Consider the following 17,903-nt stretch of genomic DNA (forward strand, 5'->3'; position numbering starts at 1 on the left):
AAGTCTAGTGGGCGTAAGAGAGGGGGCGGGACGCGCCCGCCCCCTCAACGGTGAGCCGTGCGGCTCACATCAGAACCTGGGGGTCAGGAGACGCCCAGCTCCTTCGCGTTCTTCTTCAGGTCCTCGATGCCACCGCACATGAAGAACGCCTGCTCCGGGAAGTGGTCGTACTCACCGTCGCAGATCGCGTTGAACGCGGCGATCGACTCGTCCAGCGGCACGTCCGAACCGTCCACGCCGGTGAACTGCTTGGCGACGTGGGTGTTCTGGGACAGGAAGCGCTCCACGCGACGGGCACGGTGGACGACGAGCTTGTCCTCCTCGCCGAGCTCGTCGATACCGAGGATCGCGATGATGTCCTGCAGGTCCTTGTACTTCTGCAGGATGTTCTTCACGCGCATGGCCGCGTTGTAGTGGTCCTGCGCGATGTAGCGCGGGTCCAGGATCCGGGACGTCGAGTCCAGCGGGTCCACGGCCGGGTAGATGCCCTTCTCCGAGATCGGACGGGAAAGAACCGTCGTCGCGTCGAGGTGGGCGAAGGTGGTGGCCGGGGCCGGGTCGGTCAGGTCGTCCGCGGGGACGTAGATCGCCTGCATCGAGGTGATCGAGTGACCACGGGTCGAGGTGATGCGCTCCTGGAGGAGACCCATCTCGTCGGCCAGGTTCGGCTGGTAGCCCACCGCGGAGGGCATACGGCCGAGCAGGGTCGACACCTCGGAACCGGCCTGGGTGAAGCGGAAGATGTTGTCGATGAAGAACAGCACGTCCTGCTTCTGCACATCGCGGAAGTACTCCGCCATGGTCAGACCGGCGAGGGCCACGCGCAGACGGGTGCCCGGGGGCTCGTCCATCTGACCGAAGACCAGGGCGGTCTTGTCGATGACGCCCGACTCGCTCATCTCGTCGATGAGGTCGTTGCCCTCACGGGTGCGCTCACCGACGCCGGCGAACACCGACACACCGTCGTGGTTGTTGGCGACGCGGTAGATCATCTCCTGGATGAGCACCGTCTTGCCGACGCCGGCACCACCGAACAGGCCGATCTTTCCACCCTTGACGTACGGGGTGAGAAGGTCGATGACCTTGACGCCGGTCTCGAACATCTCGGTCTTCGACTCGAGCTCGTCGAAGTTGGGCGCCTTGCGGTGGATCGGCCAGCGCTCACCGGTGTACTGCTCGTCGACGTTCAGCACCTCACCGAGGGTGTTGAACACCTTGCCGGTGGTGAAGTCGCCGACCGGCACGGAGATGGAGGAACCCGTGTCGGTCACCGGGGCCTGGCGGACCAGACCGTCGGTGGGCTGCATGGAGATGGTGCGGACCAGGCCGTCACCGAGGTGCTGGGCGACCTCGAGGGTCAGCGTCTTGAGCTCACCCTCCTTGGCCGGGTCGGCGACCTGGACGTGCAGCGCGTTGTAGATCTCCGGCATCGCGTCGACGGGGAACTCCACGTCGACGACCGGGCCGATGACCCGGGCGACGCGGCCCGTAGCCGTCGCGGTCTCAACAGTGGTGGTCATTAGTTGTCACTCCCCGCGTTCGCGTCGGCCAGGGCACTGGCGCCACCGACGATCTCGCTGATTTCCTGGGTGATTTCGGCCTGGCGGGCCGCATTGGCAAGACGGGAGAGCGTGTTGATCAGCTCGCCCGCGTTGTCGGTGGCCGACTTCATCGCGCGCCGCGTGGCGGCGTGCTTCGAAGCGGCCGACTGGAGCAGCGCGTTGTAGATACGGCTCTCGACGTACCGCGGCAGCAGGGCGTCGAGGACGTCCTCCGCCGAGGGCTCGAAGTCGAACAGCGGCAGGATCTCGCCCTTGGTGGACGTCTCCTCGGCGACCTCGTCGAGGCGCAGGGGAAGCATCCGGGAGTCGACCGCCGTCTGCGTCATCATCGACACGAACTCGGTGTAGACGATGTGGAGCTCGTCCACGCCGCCCTCCGCCGTCTCCGTCTCGAGTGCCTCGATCAGCGGGGCCGCGACCTTCTTGGCGTCCGCGTACGAGGGCTCGTCGGTGAAGCCGGTGAACGTCTCCGCGATCGTGCGCTCGCGGAAGTTGTAGTGCGCCACACCGCGCCGGCCGACGATGTACGTGTCGACCTGCTTGCCCTCGCGCTCCAGGCGCTCGGTCAGCTGCTCCGCCGTCTTGATGGCGTTGGAGTTGAAGGCGCCGGCCAGTCCGCGGTCGCTCGTGAGGAGCAGGACCGCGACACGGGCCGGGTTCTCCGCCTCCGTGGTCAGCGGGTGCTTGGTGTTCGACCCGGTTCCGACCGCCGTGACCGCGCGGGTGAGCTCCCGCGCGTACGGCGTGGAGGCCGCCACCTTGCGCTGCGCCTTGACGACGCGCGAGGCGGCGATCATCTCCATCGCCTTGGTGATCTTCTTGGTCGCGGTGACGGATCGGATGCGACGCTTGTAGACCCGGAGCTGGGCTCCCATGAGTCAGGTCCCTTCCTTACGTCACTTGGCGGCGGACGGGGCGTCCTCGCCGAGCAGCTTGCCGTCGCTGGTCTCGAACTGCTTCTTGAAGTCCGCGATCGCCTCGGCCACGGCCTGCAGGGTGTCGTCGGACATCTTGCCGCCCTCGCGGATGGAGGTCATGAGGCCCTGCTCCTTGCGGTGCAGGAACTCCAGCAGCTCCTTCTCGAAGCGGCGGATGTCCGCGACGGGGACCTCGTCCATCTTGCCGGTGGTGCCGGCCCAGACGGAGACGACCTGGTCCTCGGTGGACATCGGCTGGTACTGGTCCTGCTTCAGCAGCTCGACCATGCGCTGACCGCGCTCCAGCTGCGCCTTCGACGCGGCGTCCAGGTCGGAGCCGAAGGCGGCGAACGCCTCGAGCTCACGGAACTGGGCGAGGTCCACGCGCAGACGGCCGGAGACCTGCTTCATCGCCTTGTGCTGGGCGGAACCACCGACTCGGGAGACGGAGATACCGACGTTCAGCGCGGGGCGCTGACCGGCGTTGAAGAGGTCCGACTCCAGGAAGCACTGGCCGTCGGTGATGGAGATGACGTTGGTCGGGATGAACGCCGAGACGTCGTTGGCCTTGGTCTCGACGATCGGCAGACCGGTCATCGAGCCGGCACCCATCTCGTCGGAGAGCTTCGCGCAGCGCTCCAGCAGACGGGAGTGCAGGTAGAAGACGTCGCCCGGGTAGGCCTCACGGCCCGGCGGGCGGCGCAGCAGCAGGGACACGGCGCGGTAGGCGTCGGCCTGCTTCGACAGGTCGTCGAAGATGATCAGGACGTGCTTGCCCTCGTACATCCACTGCTGGCCGATGGCCGAGCCGGTGTACGGCGCCAGGTACTTGAAGCCGGCCGGGTCGGACGCCGGGGCGGCGACGATGGTCGTGTACTCCAGCGCGCCGTTCTCCTCCAGCGCGCGGCGGACCGACGCGATGGTGGAGCCCTTCTGGCCGATGGCGACGTAGATGCAGCGGACCTGCTTCTTCGGGTCGCCGGTGCGCCAGTTGTCGCGCTGGTTGATGATCGTGTCGACGGCCAGGGCGGTCTTGCCGGTCTGGCGGTCGCCGATGATCAGCTGACGCTGACCACGGCCGATCGGGGTCATGGCGTCGACGGCCTTGTAGCCCGTCTCCATCGGCTCGTGCACCGACTTGCGCTGCATGACCGTGGGGGCCTGCAGTTCGAGGGCGCGGCGGCCCTCGGTCTCGATCTCGCCGAGGCCGTCGATCGGGTTGCCGAGCGGGTCGACCACGCGGCCGAGGTAGCCCTCGCCCACGGCGACGGACAGGACCTCGCCGGTGCGGGTGACCGGCTGGCCCTCTTCGATACCGCTGAACTCACCGAGGACGATGGCACCGATCTCGCGCTCCTCGAGGTTGAGGGCGAGGCCGAGGGTGCCGTCCTCGAACTTCAGCAGCTCGTTGGCCATGGCCGAGGGCAGGCCCTCGACCTTCGCGATGCCGTCGCCGGCAAGGGTGACCGTACCGACCTCCTCGCGCGAGGCTGCGTCCGGCTTGTACGACTGGACAAAGTTCTCCAGCGCGTCCCGGATCTCCTCCGGCCGGATCGTGAGCTCCGCCATCTGAGTTCCCTGCTCTCCTTGTTGGGCCCGAAGTTTCACTTTGGGGGGATGGGGACTCCCCCCTGAAAGAGGTGAATCCTCTGCACGGCCCAACCAGGGCCGTAAGTACGTACTGCCTATTCAGTGTGTGCTGCTCAGCTCGACAGCCGGCGGCTCGCGTCCTCGAGCCGGTCCGCCATGGAGCCGTTGATGACCTCGTCACCGACCTGCACCCGGATCCCGCCGACGACCGCGGGGTCGACGTCGAGGTTGAGGTGCATGCGGCGGCCGTAGAGCTTCGCGAGGGCGTCGCCCAGGCGCTGCTTCTGCTGGTCGCTCAGCGGCACCGCGGAGGTGACGACGGCCACCATGCGGTCCCGGCGCTCGGCGGCGAGCTTGGACAGGGACTCCAGTCCCGTCTCCAGGCTACGTCCTCGGGGCGCGGTCACCAGACGCGTCACCAGACGCTCGGTGGCGGCGTCGGCCCTGCCCCCGAGCAGACTGCGCAGCAGCCCGCCCTTGGAGGAGGCGGGGGCGCTCCGGCTGGTGAGGGCGGCGCGCAGCTCGGTGTCGGAGGAGACGATCCGGCCGAACCGGAACAGCTCGTCCTCGACGTCGTCGAGCGCGCCGGCCTTCTGGGCGGCGGTGAGGTCGGCGATGTCCGCCAGTTCCTCGAGTGCGTCCACCAGGTCGCGGGACTGCGACCAGCGGGAGCGCACCATGCCGGCCACCAGGTCCGCGGCGGGGCCGCTGACCTGCGAGCCGAGGAGGCGCCGGGCCAGTTCGGCCTTGGCCTCACCGGCCTGCGCCGGGTCGGTGAGGACCCGACGCAGCGACACCTCGCGGTCGAGCAGCGCGGTGACGGCGGCCAGCTCTCCGGCGAGCGAGCCGGCGTCCACGGACGTGGAGTCCGTCAGCGCGTCGAGACGCTCACGTGCGGCTGCCAGGGCCTCGCGGCTCGCTCCGTTCATCGTGCGGCCTCGGCCTTCTGGTCGAGCTCGTCGAGGAAGCGGTCGATCACGCGGCTCTGCCGGGCGTGGTCCTCGAGGGACTCGCCGACGAGCTTGCCGGCCAGGTCGGTGGCCAGCTTGCCGACGTCCTGGCGCAGCGCGGACGCGGCGGCCTTGCGGTCGGCCTCGATCTGCGTGTGACCGGCGGCGACGATCTCCTCGCGCTGCCGCTGGCCCTCGGCCCGCATCTCGGCGATGAGCGCGGCACCCTGCTCCTGCGCCTCCTGGCGCAGACGCGCGGCCTCGTGCCGGGCTTCGGCGAGCTGAGCCTTGTACTGCTCAAGGACGCTCTGGGCCTCGACCTTCATGGTCTCGGCCTCTTCGATACCGCCTTCGATCGCCGCTCGGCGCTCCTCCAGAACCTTGTTGATGTTCGGGAGCAGCTTCTTCCAGAAGAAGAAGAACACGATGGCGAAGGCGATGGTGCCGACGAGCAGCTCGGGGCCCGGAGGGAGGAGCGGGTTCTGCTCCTCACCGGCCGCCAGCTGCACCAGGTTGGCGATCACATCAGTGCCTTTCGTCGAAACGTGTCGGTGAGTAAGGGTTCTTACTGGCCGAACACGAACGGCATAACGATGCCGATGAGGGCGAGCGCCTCACAGAAGGCGAAGCCGAGGATCTGGTTGGCGCGGATCAGACCGGCAGCCTCGGGCTGGCGGGCGAGGGCCTGGGTGCCCTGGCCGAAGATAATGCCGATGCCGATGCCGGGGCCGATGGCGGCGAGGCCGTAACCGATGGAACCGACCGAGCCGGAGACAGCGGCGAGGGTCTCAGTGGCAGCCATGCTGGATCTTCCTTCTCTTTACTGGACCGGTGGGGGTTGGCCACCGGACGATTGGGGTGCGGAGGTGGGGCGGCTCAGTGGTGCTCGGCGAGAGCACCCTGAACGTAGGAGCAGGCCAGCAGTACGAAGACGTACGCCTGGACGGCCTGGACGAAGAGCTCGAAGAGGATCATGACGATGGTCATGACGAACGAGACACCGGCGGCCGGGATCATCCAGCTGTTCAGCAGGTACCAGCTGGCGACGGTGAACATCACGAGCAGCAGGTGGCCGGCGAACATGTTGGCGAAGAGCCGGACCGCGTGCGTGAAGGGCCGGACGAGGACGTTGGAGAAGAACTCGATGACCACGACGAGCGGCAGCACCGCTCCGAGCGACTTGTCGTAACCGGTGAGGTTCTTGAAGCCGCCCGTGAAGCCGTGCCTCTTGAACGTGAGTCCGAGCCAGACGACGTAGACGACCGCGGCGAGCACCGCCGGGTAGGCGATGATCGACGACACCGGGAACTGCGCCAGCGGGATCACGGACCAGATGTTCATGATCCAGATGAAGAAGAACAGCGAGACCATCAGGGGGACGTACTTCTCGCCCTCCTTCTTGCCGAGGGTCTCGTAGACGATGCCGCGGCGGACGAAGTCGTAGCCGGCCTCACCGACCATCTGCAGCTTGCCCGGCACCACCTTGGCCTTGCCGAAGGCCGCATAGAAGAAGGTGACGACGAGGAGGGTGGTGATGAGCGCGAGCAGCATCACCTTGTTGAACTCGAACCCTCCGACCGTGGCGATCGGCTGGAAGAGGAACGAGTGCAGGCCCGGAGCCGGAAAACCACACCCGTTGTCGGACATGATCCGACAGCTCCAGTCAAACGCGAGCTGGGTCTGGTCAGCACTCACCGCGGGCTCCTTCGGCGTGACGCATAGGTACGGCAACCTCGTTGTGTCGGCGCGGCACACGGCCGCGGGTCGGCACCGGACAGGTGTTACGGATGTGGGGGCGGCTGTGGGGCATTGAGCCTCGCGATCGCTCAGGCGTCAGCTCGGATGCCCGCGCCCGCGATGCCGCAGTTGGCACCGGACGATAGCAGGAGTTCCCACCGGCCTTTATCGCGCCCCTACCCGTCACGACGACGGCCCCGACTTCTCGGACTTCTCACTCTTCGCGGATTCCGGATCGACGTAGAAGAGCTTGGCCTTCATGTGCGCACGGGCCTGTGCGGCCATCCACACGAGGGTCGCCACGACGAGCGAGATCGCGAACGTCTTCGGGTTGAAGAGCGAGGTGTCCTTGAAGATCGCGACGAAGATCATGAGCAGCAGGAGCTGTGCGACGTAGAGCATCAGGCCCATGGCCTGGAACAGCTGTGGCAGCGACTTCGCCGTCCACTGCAGGACGTACAGGCCGATCCCCATGAACAGGATGGCGAGCACGGCACCGACGGCCGCTCCGAGGGCACCCTTGCCACCGGCCACCGCAGCGCTGACGGCAACGGCGACCGCACCGGCAGCGGCTGTGGGCACAGCACACTGCAGAAGGTTCCGGACGTCATTGGACGGCATGGCGGCAACTCCGCATTTCACAGGGGGCAGGGTGTCGTCATGGACGAGCGTAGACCCCCGGGTCGAGTGTTCATTCCTCGCACCGGTGAACCGTCGCACTGCGGTCCTTCGGCTCTCTCCGGGGTTCTCGTGAACGCTATCACAAACTATTTGAGGCAGTCTTTACCTGCCAGGTGTGCCCGGCATCACACATGAGGGTGAAACCGCGCGTCTGAGCGGAACCCCGGCCCCTATGTCTGGTATTGGGCGATTCGCACCCCCAACACCGTCCCATAGGGGCACCACGGCTTGGCAATGCTCTAGCCGGATTCTTACCTTGGCCGCGACCGGTCGCCCAGACGTGCGCGGGAGCCCACGGCGGTCGCCCCGTTGACGCCCGCGACGCCCGCCGCCACCGGCGTGCGGTCCCCGGCGTCCTCGTCCTCAACTCCCGCCGCTTCAGGGGCAGATGCCTCCGCCGCGGCCGCCGGCGCCCGCCGCCTGCGGTACCGGGGCGGCACGACCGCCTCCGCCCACCGCGGCGCCCGCGGGGTGAACCGCGGCAGCAGGAGCAGGATGAGGCCGAGCGTCGAGAGGATCACCACACTCAGCACGATCCACATCGACGCCGAGTTCACCGAGTACGTGAGCGCGCCGAAGGCGATCAGCGCCGACCAGAAGTACATGATCAGCACCGCGCGGCTGTGCGAGTGGCCGATCTCCAGCAGCCGGTGGTGCAGATGGCCCCGGTCCGCCGCGAACGGCGACTGCCCGCGCCAGGTGCGCCGCACGATCGCCAGGATCAGGTCGGCGGCCGGCACCGCGATGATGGTCAGCGGCAGCAGCAGCGGGATGTAGACCGGCACCGTCTGGTGCACGGCCTCCTTCTCCGAACCGGCGAACAGCTTCAGCGCGTCCGGGTCGACCTGACCGGTCACGGAGATCGCGCCGGCGGCCAGCACCAGGCCGATCAGCATCGAGCCGGAGTCGCCCATGAAGATCCGCGCCGGATGCATGTTGTGCGGCAGGAAACCCAGGCACATGCCCATCAGGATCGCCGAGAACAGCGTCGCCGGGGCGGCCGCCTCGATGCCGTACGAGTACCAGATCCGGTAGGCGTACAGGAAGAACGCCGCCGCCGCGATGCACACCATGCCGGCCGCGAGACCGTCCAGTCCGTCCACGAAGTTCACCGCGTTGATGGTGATGACGACGAGGGCGACGGTGAGCAGCGTGCCCTGCCACTGGGTGAGGGCGACCGAGCCGACGCCCGGGATCGGCAGCCACAGGATCGTCAGACCCTGCATGACCATCACGCCGGCGGCGATCATCTGGCCGCCGAGCTTGATCAGGGCGTCGATCTCGAACTTGTCGTCCAGGACGCCGATCAGCCAGATCAGCGCGGCTCCGGACAGCAGCGCCCGCGGTTCGTTGGACTTCTCGAAGAGCTGGTTGAGGTTGGTGAGGTGGTCGGCGACCAGCAGGCCCGCGCACAGGCCGAAGAACATCGCGATACCGCCGAGCCGCGGAGTGGGTTCCCGGTGCACGTCACGCGCCCGGATCTCCGGCATCGCACCGGCCACGATCGCGAACTTCCGTACCGGCCCGGTCAGCAGGTACGTCACCGCGGCCGTGACACAGAGCGTCAGCAGGTATTCACGCACGGGCTTCCCCACAGATCTCGCTGGCCATCACAGCCCCACACCCTAGCGAGGGGCGCATACGAGTGGGGACTTCCGGGTAGCGACGATGGTTGCACGTCCGGCTGTGCGACCGGACCGGACACCCGCCGGCGGGGCACCTCAGCGCGGGTGGGGCGGGAACGCGGCGGCCAGTTCCCGTACGTCCTCCCGGGCCCGCGCGGGGTCCGTGCCCCCGCGCAGCACGCTCGCGAGGAGCCCCCCGATGTACGTCATCTCCCGGGCGCCCATGCCCTGCGTGGTCACCGCGGCCGTGCCCAGCCGCAGTCCGCGGGCGTCGTGCGGGAGCGCGCAGCAGTCCAGCACCAGACCGGCCGCCGCGAGCAGGCGGCGTCCGGTGCGGCCGTCGACGCCGAGCGGCGCCGGATCGGCGGTGATCAGGTGGGTGTCGGTGCCGCCGGTGGTGACGGCCAGCCCCTCGACGCCCAGGGCGGCGGCCAGCGCCCGCGCGTTGGCGACCACCTGGTGCGCGTAGGCGGCGAAGGCCGGGGTCGCCGCCTCCCCGAACGCGACGGCCTTGGCCGCGATGGTGTGCATCTGCGCGCCCCCCTGGGTGAAGGGGAACACCGCCCGGTCGACGCGCTCGGCCAGGTCGCCGCCGCACAGGATCATCCCGCCGCGCGGCCCCCGCAGCACCTTGTGCGTCGTCGCGCACACGATGTCCGCGTACGGCACCGGGCTGGGCGCCGCTCCCCCGGCGACCAGCCCCATGGGGTGCGCGGCGTCCGCGATGAGGTAGGCGCCGGCCTCGTCGGCGACCTCGCGGAAGAAGGCGTGGTCGATGTGGCGCGGATAGGAGATGGAGCCGCAGACGATGGCCTTGGGACGGCGCGTACGGGCCAGGATCCGGACCTGCTCGTGGTCGATGAGCCCGCTCTCCGGGTCCACGCCGTAGCCGACGAAGTCGAACCAGCGGCCGGAGAAGTTGGCGGGCGAGCCGTGGGTGAGATGGCCGCCGTGGGGCAGGCCCAGCGCCAGCACGGTGTCGCCGGGCCGCAGCAGGGCCGCGTACGCGGCGAGCACGGCTGAGGAACCGGAGTGCGCCTGCACATTGGCGTGTTCGGCGCCGAACAGCGCCTGCGCCCGCCGCACGGCGAGGCGCTCGGCGACGTCGGCCACCTCGCAGCCGCCGTGGTGCCGGTTGCCGGGATAGCCCTCGGCGTACTTGTTGGCGAGGGGCGAGCCGAGGGCGGCCAGCACGGCCGGCGACATGAAGTTCTCGGCGGCGATCAGCTGGAGCGTGGTCGACTGCCGCTCACGCTCCGCGAGCAGCACATCGGCGAGCTCGGGATCCTGCCGCCGCAGGACATCGGCCTCGAGGGCATGACTGACCGACATGATCCGCTCCGAACGTCGACACTGACGTACGCCCAATGTAGGCCGGACCCCCCGAAAACGCCCACGCTGTACGGGAGAGTGGGCGCGGCGCAGCGCCACCGCGCCCCGCGCGGGCACCCGCCTACGCCCGCGCGGGGACCCCCGTCAACGCCGTCACCACGGGGTCCAGCGCCTGGTGTATCTCGTCCCCGATCGACTGGAAGAACGGCAGCGGCGCCCCGTACGGGTCGTACACCTCGTCCGCCTCGGCCGTCGGCGCCAGCAGCCACCCGCGCAGCGCCGCCGCGGCCCGCACCAGCGCCCGGGCGCGCATGACCAGACCCTCCTCCAGGGGAGGCAGCGTCGCCGGGTCGATCGCGTTCACCAGGCGGGTGAACTCTTTCAACGTGAACGTCCGCAGCCCGGCCGAATGGCCCATGGAGATGACCTGCGCCCGGTGGTCCCGCGTGGCCGTCAGCACCAGGTCCGCCCGGATGACGTGCTCGTCGAGCAGCTCCCGCCCCACGAAGCCGGAGGCGTCCGCACCGAACTCGGCCAGCACGGTCTCCGCGTGCGCCTCCATCGACGCGCCCTCGTGCCCCCAGGTGCCCGCGCTCTCCACGATGAGCCCGCCGCCCAGGATGCCGAGGCGCTGGCTCACGAAATGCCGGGTCAGCCGCTCGGTGATGGGCGAACGGCACACGTTTCCGGTACTGACGTGGAGGATGCGGAAGGTGTCACGCGGAAACCCGAAGGTCGTCGTCATCTCCGCGCTGGATTCCTCGGTGCCTATGCCACGCCCCGCCTCAGGGGCCGTCAATTCGCCACCTCGAGGTCGGGTACCACCTTGCGCAGCTCGTCCGGCGAGATCGCGCCCTCGCGCAGCAGCACCGGCACGGGGCGCGTGACGTCGACGATGGAGGAGGGCACGTTGCCCGGGGTGGGCCCGCCGTCCAGGTACACGGAGACGGAGTCGCCGAGCATCTGCTGCGCGGCGTCGCAGTTCTCCGGCGCCGGGTGGCCGGTCAGATTGGCCGACGACACGGCCATGGGGCCGACCTCGGTGAGCAGTTCGATGGCGACCGGGTGCAGCGGCATCCGCACCGCGACGGTGCCCCGGGTGTCGCCGAGGTCCCACTGGAGCGACGGCTGGTGCCGGGCGACGAGCGTCAGCGCGCCCGGCCAGAAGGCGTCGACCAGTTCCCAGGCCATCTCGGAGAAGTCGGTGACGAGGCCGTGCAGCGTGTTCGGGGAGCCGATGAGGACGGGCGTGGGCATGTTGCGGCCCCGGCCCTTGGCGTCCAGCAGGTCGGCGACGGCCTCCGAGGTGAACGCGTCGGCGCCGATGCCGTAGACCGTGTCCGTCGGCAGCACCACGAGCTCGCCCCGGCGCACGGCGGAAGCGGCCTCGCGCAGACCGGTCGCGCGGTCGGTCGCGTCGTTGGTGTCGTATCGCCGAGCCATCTAGCGGGCCTCCTCGTACGGGTGCTGCTGGGGGGATGAAGTATGCGGGACGCTCACGGCAGTGCCTTGCGGGCGGTGGCGAACCGGGGGCGGTTGTTCAGGTCGGGGTGGTCGGCCGCGTCGGTCCAGCCGCGGTCCTCGGCGAAGATCCACGGGACCTGCCCGCCCTGGGTGTCGGCGTGCTCGACGACGACCACCCCGCCGGGGCGCAGCAGCCGGTGCGCGGTGCGTTCCAGGCCGCGGATCAGGTCGAGTCCGTCCTCACCGGAGAACAGCGCGAGGTCGGGGTCGTAGTCGCGGGCCTCGGGCGCCACGTACTCCCACTCGGTGAGCGGGATGTACGGCGGGTTGGAGACCACCAGGTCGACCTGTCCGTCGAGGTCCGGGAAGGCCGCCAGGGCGTCCCCCTGGCGCAGCTCGACCCTGGACCCCTCCATGTTCTTGCGCGTCCACCTGAGGGCGTCCTCGGACAGCTCCACGGCGTGCACGCGCGAGCGCGGCACCTCCTGGGCGAGCGCCAGCGCGATGGCGCCGGAGCCGGTGCACAGGTCGACGATGCACGGCTCGACGACGTCCATCGCGCGGACGGCGTCTATCGCCCAGCCGACCACCGACTCGGTCTCGGGCCGGGGGACGAACACCCCGGGGCCGACCTGGAGCTCCAGGTAGCGGAAGTACGCGCGCCCGGTGATGTGCTGGAGCGGTTCGCGGGCCTCGCGGCGGGCGATGACCTCCCAGTACCGGGCGTCGAAGTCGGAGTCCTTCACCATGTGCAGCTCGCCGCGCTTGACGCCGTGCACGAACGCGGCGAGTTCCTCCGCGTCGGTGCGCGGCGAGGGCACGCCGGCGTCGGCGAGCCGCTGGGTGGCCTGGGCCACCTCGGCGAGCAGCAGGTTCACTGGTCCTCCGTGCTGTCGGCGCTGTCTTCGGGGGTTACGCGGCGGCGAGCTTGGCGGCCGAGTCCGCGTCGACGCAGGCCTGGATCACCGCGGCGAGGTCGCCGTCCAGGACCTGGTCCAGGTTGTACGCCTTGAAGCCGACGCGGTGGTCCGAGATGCGGTTCTCCGGGAAGTTGTACGTACGGATCTTCTCGGAGCGGTCCACGGTGCGGACCTGGCTGCGGCGGGCGTCGGCGGCCTCCCGCTCCGCCTCCTCCTGCGCCGCCGCGAGGAGCCTGGAGCGCAGGATACGCAGTGCCTGCTCCTTGTTCTGGAGCTGGCTCTTCTCGTTCTGGCAGGAGGCGACGACTCCGGTCGGGATGTGCGTGATGCGCACGGCGGAGTCGGTGGTGTTGACGGACTGGCCGCCGGGCCCGGACGACCGGTAGACGTCGATGCGCAGGTCGTTCGGGTTGATCTCCACGTCGACCTCCTCCGCCTCGGGCGTCACCAGGACGCCCGCCGCGGAGGTGTGGATGCGGCCCTGGGACTCGGTGGCCGGCACGCGCTGCACGCGGTGCACGCCGCCCTCGTACTTCAGGCGCGCCCAGACGCCCTGGCCGGGCTCGATCTGCCCGCGGGCCTTCACCGCGACCTGGACGTCCTTGTAGCCGCCCAGCTCGGACTCGGTGGCGTCGATGATCTCGGTCTTCCAGCCGACGCGCTCGGCGTAGCGCAGGTACATGCGCAGCAGGTCGCCGGCGAACAGGGCGGACTCGTCGCCGCCCGCGCCCGCCTTGATCTCGAGGATGACGTCCTTGTCGTCGCTGGGGTCGCGGGGGACGAGGAGCAGGCGGAGCTTCTCGGTGAGCTCCTCGCGCTGCTTGTCGAGTTCCTTGACCTCGGCGGCGAAGTCGGGGTCGTCGGCGGCCAGTTCGCGCGCGGTCTCGATGTCGTCGCCCGTCTGCCTCCAGGAGCGGTACGTGGCGACGATCGGGGTGAGCTCGGCGTAGCGCTTGTTCAGCTTGCGCGCGCCTGCCTGGTCGGCGTGGACCGACGGGTCAACGAGCTTCTTCTCCAGGTCGGCGTGCTCGGCGACGAGTTCCTCGACGGCCTCGAACATCTTGGGCTCCTGCTGGTACGTGGGTGAAGGGCGGGCGACCAAAAACGCCGGTCCCGGCCTGCCCCCGGGCGGGGGCGCGGCCGTGGACCGGCGGTTGGTGGCTCGCTACTTCTTGGAGCCGGCGGCCTTGCCGAAGCGGGCCTCGAAGCGGGCCACACGGCCACCGGTGTCGAGGATCTTCTGCTTGCCCGTGTAGAACGGGTGGCACTCGGAGCAGACCTCGGCGCGGACGGTGCCGCTGGGGATCGTGCTGCGGGTGGTGAACGACGCGCCGCAGGTGCAGCTGACCTGCGTCTCGACGTACTCGGGGTGGATGTCGCGCTTCAAGGTGTCTCCTAGGTTCGGGAGGGCGCCGGGTCGCTTCCGCTCGGTGCGGGAGCGTGAACCGGGGCCGACGTACCAGTCTGCCAGGAGTGGCGTCCTCTCCCAAAACCGGGGGCCGCAGATTTTTGTTCCCCACGCACCCCGAGGGGCCGGCGGAGCCCTCCGCGGCGGGGCTCCGTGCCGGTACGGCCCCGCGCCCCTATCCGGCGTCGACCACGTCCCGCGCTTCGCCCGTGGCCGTGTCCCGGGTGGCGCCCGCGGGGATCGGCTGGTCGTTGCGCAGGGCGTCCCAGACGAGCCGGGACTTGTCCTTGAGGGGCAGGACGCGGTTGGCGTTCGCGGAGTCGTAGACGACCGGCAGGGTGATCATGTGCATGTCGGCGGGGCCGATGCCCTTCATGCCGTTCGCGAACGACATCAGGGAGTTCACCGAGCCGAGGCCGGAGTCGGTGGTGACGGCCTTGGTGGCGGTGTCGGCGAGGGCGTACAGCTTCTTCGGGCTGGTGAAGACGCCGACCTCCTTGACCTGCCGGACCAGGGCCTTGATGAAGGCCTGCTGGAGCTGGATGCGGCCGAGGTCGGAGCCGTCGCCGACGCCGTGGCGGGTGCGGACCAGGCCGAGGGCGCGCTCGCCGTCGAGGCGGTGGGTGCCGGCCGGGAGATCGAGGTGGCTGTCGGGGTCCTCGATGTCCTCGGTGGTGGTGACCTCGACGCCGCCGAGTTCGTCGACGAGCTTCTGGAAACCGGTGAAGTCGACCTCCAGGTAGTGGTCCATGCGCAGGTCGGAGAGGGACTCCACGGTCTTCACCGCGCAGGCCGCCCCGCCCGTGGAGTAGGCGGAGTTGAACATCACGCCGCCGGCCGCCGGGTGGGTGCCGCCCTCGGTGTCGGTGCACGCGGGGCGGTCGACGAGGGTGTCGCGCGGTATGGAGACCACGCTGGCCTTCCGGTGGCCCTCGTGGACGTGCACGATCATCGCGGTGTCGGAGCGGGCGCTGCCGTCGTCGGCGCCGCCGCCGAGGTCCTGGTTGCCGTCGGCGCGGGTGTCGGAGCCGAGGACGAGGATGTTCTCGGAGCCGTCGTCCGCCTTCTCGGGCCGGTCGGTGCCGAGCGCCTGGTCGATGTCGACGCTCTCGATGTTGCCGTTTAGCTTGACGTACACGAACCCGGCGCCGGTTCCTCCCAGGAGGACGATGCCGGCCGCGGTCCAGGCCGCGGCCTTCAGGCCCCTGTGCCCCTTCTCCGGTTCTCTGCGGCGGCGCCCCTTGCCCCGTTGGCGCGTACCGGCTGTGCTCTCGGCGGACATGTGCTCCTCAGCTCATCCACGGACGGTTGCCCCTGCCACCGGTGCCGGACATGGCCGTTCAAAGGCCCGTACGACACCTATCGTCCCGCGTCGGGTCAGACGGGGGAACCCGGCGCAGGGTTGCACGGCGTTCTGTGGCCCGCCGGTGAGCGCCGTCCCGTCCCGCGTCGCGTCCGAAGCCCGCGCCGACCGCTCCGACCTGCGGTTTCCGTGTGCGCGCGGCCACCGTTCGGCCGCGGTGCGTGCGGTGGTGCGTGTGGTGAACGTCTCGCCGCACGCGAGAGGCCGCCTCCTTCACGGAAGCGGCCTCTCGCGGAAGCGGTCCTGGCGGACGGCGGGACGTCAGTCGCCGTTGCCCGGCGTCGGCGTCGTCTTCTGGATCTGCATCAGGAACTCGGCGTTCGACTTGGTCTGCTTCATCTTGTCGAGGAGCAGCTCGACCGCCTGCTGCTGGTCGAGGGCGTGCAGCACCCGGCGCAGCTTCCAGACGATGGCGAGCTCGTCGGGGGCGAGCAGGATCTCTTCCTTACGGGTGCCGGACGCGTCGACGTCCACCGCGGGGAAGATCCGCTTGTCGGCGAGCTTCCGGTCGAGCTTGAGCTCGGCGTTGCCGGTGCCCTTGAACTCCTCGAAGATGACCTCGTCCATGCGGGACCCGGTGTCCACCAGGGCGGTGGCGAGGATGGTCAGCGAACCGCCGTCCTCGATGTTGCGGGCCGCACCGAAGAAGCGCTTCGGCGGGTACAGGGCTGTCGAGTCGACACCACCGGACAGGATGCGGCCGGAGGCCGGGGCGGCGAGGTTGTACGCACGGCCCAGACGCGTGATCGAGTCGAGCAGCACGACGACGTCGTGACCCAGCTCCACCAGGCGCTTGGCGCGCTCGATGGCGAGCTCGGCGACCGTGGTGTGGTCCTCGGCCGGGCGGTCGAAGGTCGAGGAGATGACCTCGCCCTTGACCGACCGCTGCATGTCGGTGACCTCTTCCGGACGCTCGTCGACCAGGACGACCATCAGGTGGCACTCGGGGTTGTTGTGGGTGATCGCGTTGGCGATCGCCTGCATGATCATGGTCTTGCCGGTCTTCGGCGGGGCCACGATCAGTCCGCGCTGGCCCTTGCCGATCGGCGACACGAGGTCGATGATCCGCGTGGTCAGCACGCCCGGGTCGGTCTCCAGGCGGAGGCGGTCCTGCGGGTAGAGCGGGGTGAGCTTGTTGAACTCCGGGCGGCCGCGGCCGTGTTCGGGCGCCATGCCGTTGACGGAGTCCAGGCGGACCAGCGCGTTGAACTTCTCGCGCCGCTCGCCCTCCTTGGGCTGGCGCACGGCGCCGGTGATGTGGTCGCCCTTGCGCAGGCCGTTCTTGCGGACCTGGGCGAGGGAGACGTACACGTCGTTCGGGCCGGGCAGGTAGCCGGAGGTCCGGATGAACGCGTAGTTGTCGAGGATGTCCAGGATGCCCGCGACGGGGATCAGGACGTCGTCCTCGTTGATCTGCGGCTCCTGCACCTCGTCGCGGCCACGGCGGCCACGGCGGTCGCGGTAGCGGCCGCGACGGCCTCGGCGGCCGCCTCCGTCGTCGTCGTAGCCGTCGTCCTGACGGCCGCCGCCACCCTGCTGGTTCTGCTGACGGCCCTGGCCGCCCTGACCGCCCTGGTTCTGCTGGTCGTCGCCCTTGCCGCGACGGTCACCGCGGTCACCACGGTCGCCGCGCTCACCACGGTCGCCGCGGTCTCCGCGCTCAGCGCGGTCTCCGCGCTCACGGCCGCGGTCACGGCGGTCGCGGCGGCGGCCCTCGCCGCCGTCGTGGTCGGACTTGCCCTCACCCTGCTGCGACTGCTGCTGGGCGGGCGTCTCGGCCTTGCTGTCGGTCCTCGCCTCGGCGGTGACCGTCTCGGCCGCGGCGGCGGGGGCACCGGCGTCGGCGGTGGCGCGACGGCGGCGGCGCTCGGCGGGAGCGGCCTCCTCGGCCGGCTCGGCGGAGACCTTCGGCGAGGGCTGGCCGGGGATGTCGATCTGCTGCTGGGCAGCGGACGTGTCGGCGGGGGCCTGCTCGGCCTTGGCGTCGGCCTTCTTCTCGGCGGCCTCACCCGTGCGGGTCCGGGAAGTGGCGCGGCGCTTGGGCTTGGTCTCGGTGTCGGACTCTGCCTTGGCCGGGGCCGCGGCGGCGGGGGCGCCCCCACCGGCGGCCTGCGCCTCCTTGATGACCTCGATCAGCTGGCTCTTGCGCATGCGCGCGGTGCCCCTGATTCCGAGGCCGGATGCGACCTGTTGCAGCTCGGCCAGCACCATGCCCTCGAGGCCGGTACCGCGGCGCCGCCGGGAGCCGGCACCGGTGGCAGGCGCGGAAGCGTCCGTGGCGGGCGCGGCAGCGGTCTCCTCGACACGTGCGCCCATCAGATCGGTGGTGTCGCTCACGAAGGGTCCTTCCCTGG

At 69.8% G+C, this 17,903-nt stretch carries 17 protein-coding genes; all 17 read right to left on the reverse strand.

Annotated elements, in window-relative coordinates:
* Positions 1-83 precede the first annotated feature (83 nt).
* On the reverse strand, positions 84-1,520 hold the full coding sequence (gene atpD, locus IE172_RS11190; RefSeq protein ID WP_190097019.1) for a F0F1 ATP synthase subunit beta: 1,437 nt from the start codon (positions 1,518-1,520) through the stop codon (positions 84-86).
* Entirely contained in the window at positions 1,520-2,437 is a 918-nt protein-coding gene (locus tag IE172_RS11195) for a F0F1 ATP synthase subunit gamma (protein ID WP_190097020.1), read from the reverse strand. The genes atpD and IE172_RS11195 overlap by 1 nt, the downstream gene beginning before the upstream one ends.
* A gap of 21 nt (positions 2,438-2,458) precedes the next feature.
* A complete protein-coding gene (gene atpA / locus IE172_RS11200; protein ID WP_190097021.1) occupies positions 2,459-4,048 on the reverse strand; it encodes a F0F1 ATP synthase subunit alpha in 1,590 nt (529 codons plus the stop codon).
* 134 nt (positions 4,049-4,182) lie between these two features.
* Entirely contained in the window at positions 4,183-4,998 is an 816-nt protein-coding gene (locus IE172_RS11205) for a F0F1 ATP synthase subunit delta (protein ID WP_190097022.1), read from the reverse strand.
* Positions 4,995-5,543 (reverse strand): F0F1 ATP synthase subunit B, encoded by a 549-nt coding sequence (locus IE172_RS11210; RefSeq protein WP_190097023.1) that lies wholly within the window; start codon positions 5,541-5,543, stop codon positions 4,995-4,997. Before IE172_RS11210 ends, IE172_RS11205 begins: the two co-directional genes overlap by 4 nt.
* Before the next feature lie 41 nt (positions 5,544-5,584).
* Positions 5,585-5,821, reverse strand: a complete 237-nt coding sequence (gene atpE, locus IE172_RS11215) for an ATP synthase F0 subunit C (RefSeq protein ID WP_184817785.1) — start codon at positions 5,819-5,821, stop codon at positions 5,585-5,587.
* Positions 5,822-5,895: 74 nt separating this feature from the next.
* Positions 5,896-6,714 carry a F0F1 ATP synthase subunit A gene (gene atpB / locus IE172_RS11220; RefSeq protein WP_488187028.1) on the reverse strand — a complete coding sequence of 273 codons (819 nt, stop codon included), beginning with the start codon at positions 6,712-6,714 and terminating at the stop codon, positions 5,896-5,898.
* Between the two features lie 225 nt (positions 6,715-6,939).
* Positions 6,940-7,377, reverse strand: a complete 438-nt coding sequence (locus IE172_RS11225; protein ID WP_190097024.1) for a Cg1360 family ATP-synthase-associated protein — start codon at positions 7,375-7,377, stop codon at positions 6,940-6,942.
* 311 nt (positions 7,378-7,688) lie between these two features.
* On the reverse strand, positions 7,689-9,020 hold the full coding sequence (locus tag IE172_RS11230) for an MraY family glycosyltransferase (RefSeq protein WP_190097025.1): 1,332 nt from the start codon (positions 9,018-9,020) through the stop codon (positions 7,689-7,691).
* 138 nt (positions 9,021-9,158) lie between these two features.
* Positions 9,159-10,394, reverse strand: coding sequence for a serine hydroxymethyltransferase (gene glyA, locus IE172_RS11235; protein WP_190097026.1), 1,236 nt, complete (start codon positions 10,392-10,394; stop codon positions 9,159-9,161).
* Positions 10,395-10,515: 121 nt separating this feature from the next.
* Complete coding sequence (locus IE172_RS11240) at positions 10,516-11,193, reverse strand: arsenate reductase/protein-tyrosine-phosphatase family protein (protein WP_190097027.1); 678 nt, start codon at positions 11,191-11,193, stop codon at positions 10,516-10,518.
* Complete coding sequence (locus IE172_RS11245) at positions 11,190-11,837, reverse strand: L-threonylcarbamoyladenylate synthase (RefSeq protein ID WP_190097028.1); 648 nt, start codon at positions 11,835-11,837, stop codon at positions 11,190-11,192. The genes IE172_RS11240 and IE172_RS11245 overlap by 4 nt, the downstream gene beginning before the upstream one ends.
* A 53-nt stretch (positions 11,838-11,890) precedes the next feature.
* On the reverse strand, positions 11,891-12,736 hold the full coding sequence (gene prmC / locus IE172_RS11250; protein WP_190097029.1) for a peptide chain release factor N(5)-glutamine methyltransferase: 846 nt from the start codon (positions 12,734-12,736) through the stop codon (positions 11,891-11,893).
* A gap of 34 nt (positions 12,737-12,770) precedes the next feature.
* On the reverse strand, positions 12,771-13,838 hold the full coding sequence (prfA, locus tag IE172_RS11255; RefSeq protein WP_190097030.1) for a peptide chain release factor 1: 1,068 nt from the start codon (positions 13,836-13,838) through the stop codon (positions 12,771-12,773).
* 105 nt (positions 13,839-13,943) lie between these two features.
* Positions 13,944-14,165 carry a 50S ribosomal protein L31 gene (gene rpmE, locus IE172_RS11260; protein WP_190097031.1) on the reverse strand — a complete coding sequence of 74 codons (222 nt, stop codon included), beginning with the start codon at positions 14,163-14,165 and terminating at the stop codon, positions 13,944-13,946.
* A gap of 196 nt (positions 14,166-14,361) precedes the next feature.
* Positions 14,362-15,468: an LCP family protein gene (locus tag IE172_RS11265; RefSeq protein ID WP_190097032.1), complete on the reverse strand. Its 1,107-nt coding sequence runs from the start codon at positions 15,466-15,468 to the stop codon at positions 14,362-14,364.
* A gap of 342 nt (positions 15,469-15,810) precedes the next feature.
* Positions 15,811-17,886 carry a transcription termination factor Rho gene (rho, locus tag IE172_RS11270; RefSeq protein WP_190097033.1) on the reverse strand — a complete coding sequence of 692 codons (2,076 nt, stop codon included), beginning with the start codon at positions 17,884-17,886 and terminating at the stop codon, positions 15,811-15,813.
* Positions 17,887-17,903 lie beyond the last annotated feature (17 nt).

Source organism: Streptomyces griseoflavus, assembly GCF_014649995.1.
Taxonomy (GTDB): domain Bacteria; phylum Actinomycetota; class Actinomycetes; order Streptomycetales; family Streptomycetaceae; genus Streptomyces; species Streptomyces griseoflavus.

What these genes read in the sequence shown, in the direction of transcription:
- atpD (WP_190097019.1), bottom strand. Translation starts at nt 1,520, where the DNA reads ATGACCACCACTGTTGAGACCGCGACGGCTACGGGCCGCGTCGCCCGG.
- IE172_RS11195 (WP_190097020.1), bottom strand. Translation starts at nt 2,437, where the DNA reads ATGGGAGCCCAGCTCCGGGTCTACAAGCGTCGCATCCGATCCGTCACC.
- atpA (WP_190097021.1), bottom strand. Translation starts at nt 4,048, where the DNA reads ATGGCGGAGCTCACGATCCGGCCGGAGGAGATCCGGGACGCGCTGGAG.
- IE172_RS11205 (WP_190097022.1), bottom strand. Translation starts at nt 4,998, where the DNA reads ATGAACGGAGCGAGCCGCGAGGCCCTGGCAGCCGCACGTGAGCGTCTC.
- atpE (WP_184817785.1), bottom strand. Translation starts at nt 5,821, where the DNA reads ATGGCTGCCACTGAGACCCTCGCCGCTGTCTCCGGCTCGGTCGGTTCC.
- IE172_RS11225 (WP_190097024.1), bottom strand. Translation starts at nt 7,377, where the DNA reads ATGCCGTCCAATGACGTCCGGAACCTTCTGCAGTGTGCTGTGCCCACA.
- glyA (WP_190097026.1), bottom strand. Translation starts at nt 10,394, where the DNA reads ATGTCGGTCAGTCATGCCCTCGAGGCCGATGTCCTGCGGCGGCAGGAT.
- IE172_RS11245 (WP_190097028.1), bottom strand. Translation starts at nt 11,837, where the DNA reads ATGGCTCGGCGATACGACACCAACGACGCGACCGACCGCGCGACCGGT.
- prfA (WP_190097030.1), bottom strand. Translation starts at nt 13,838, where the DNA reads ATGTTCGAGGCCGTCGAGGAACTCGTCGCCGAGCACGCCGACCTGGAG.
- IE172_RS11265 (WP_190097032.1), bottom strand. Translation starts at nt 15,468, where the DNA reads ATGTCCGCCGAGAGCACAGCCGGTACGCGCCAACGGGGCAAGGGGCGC.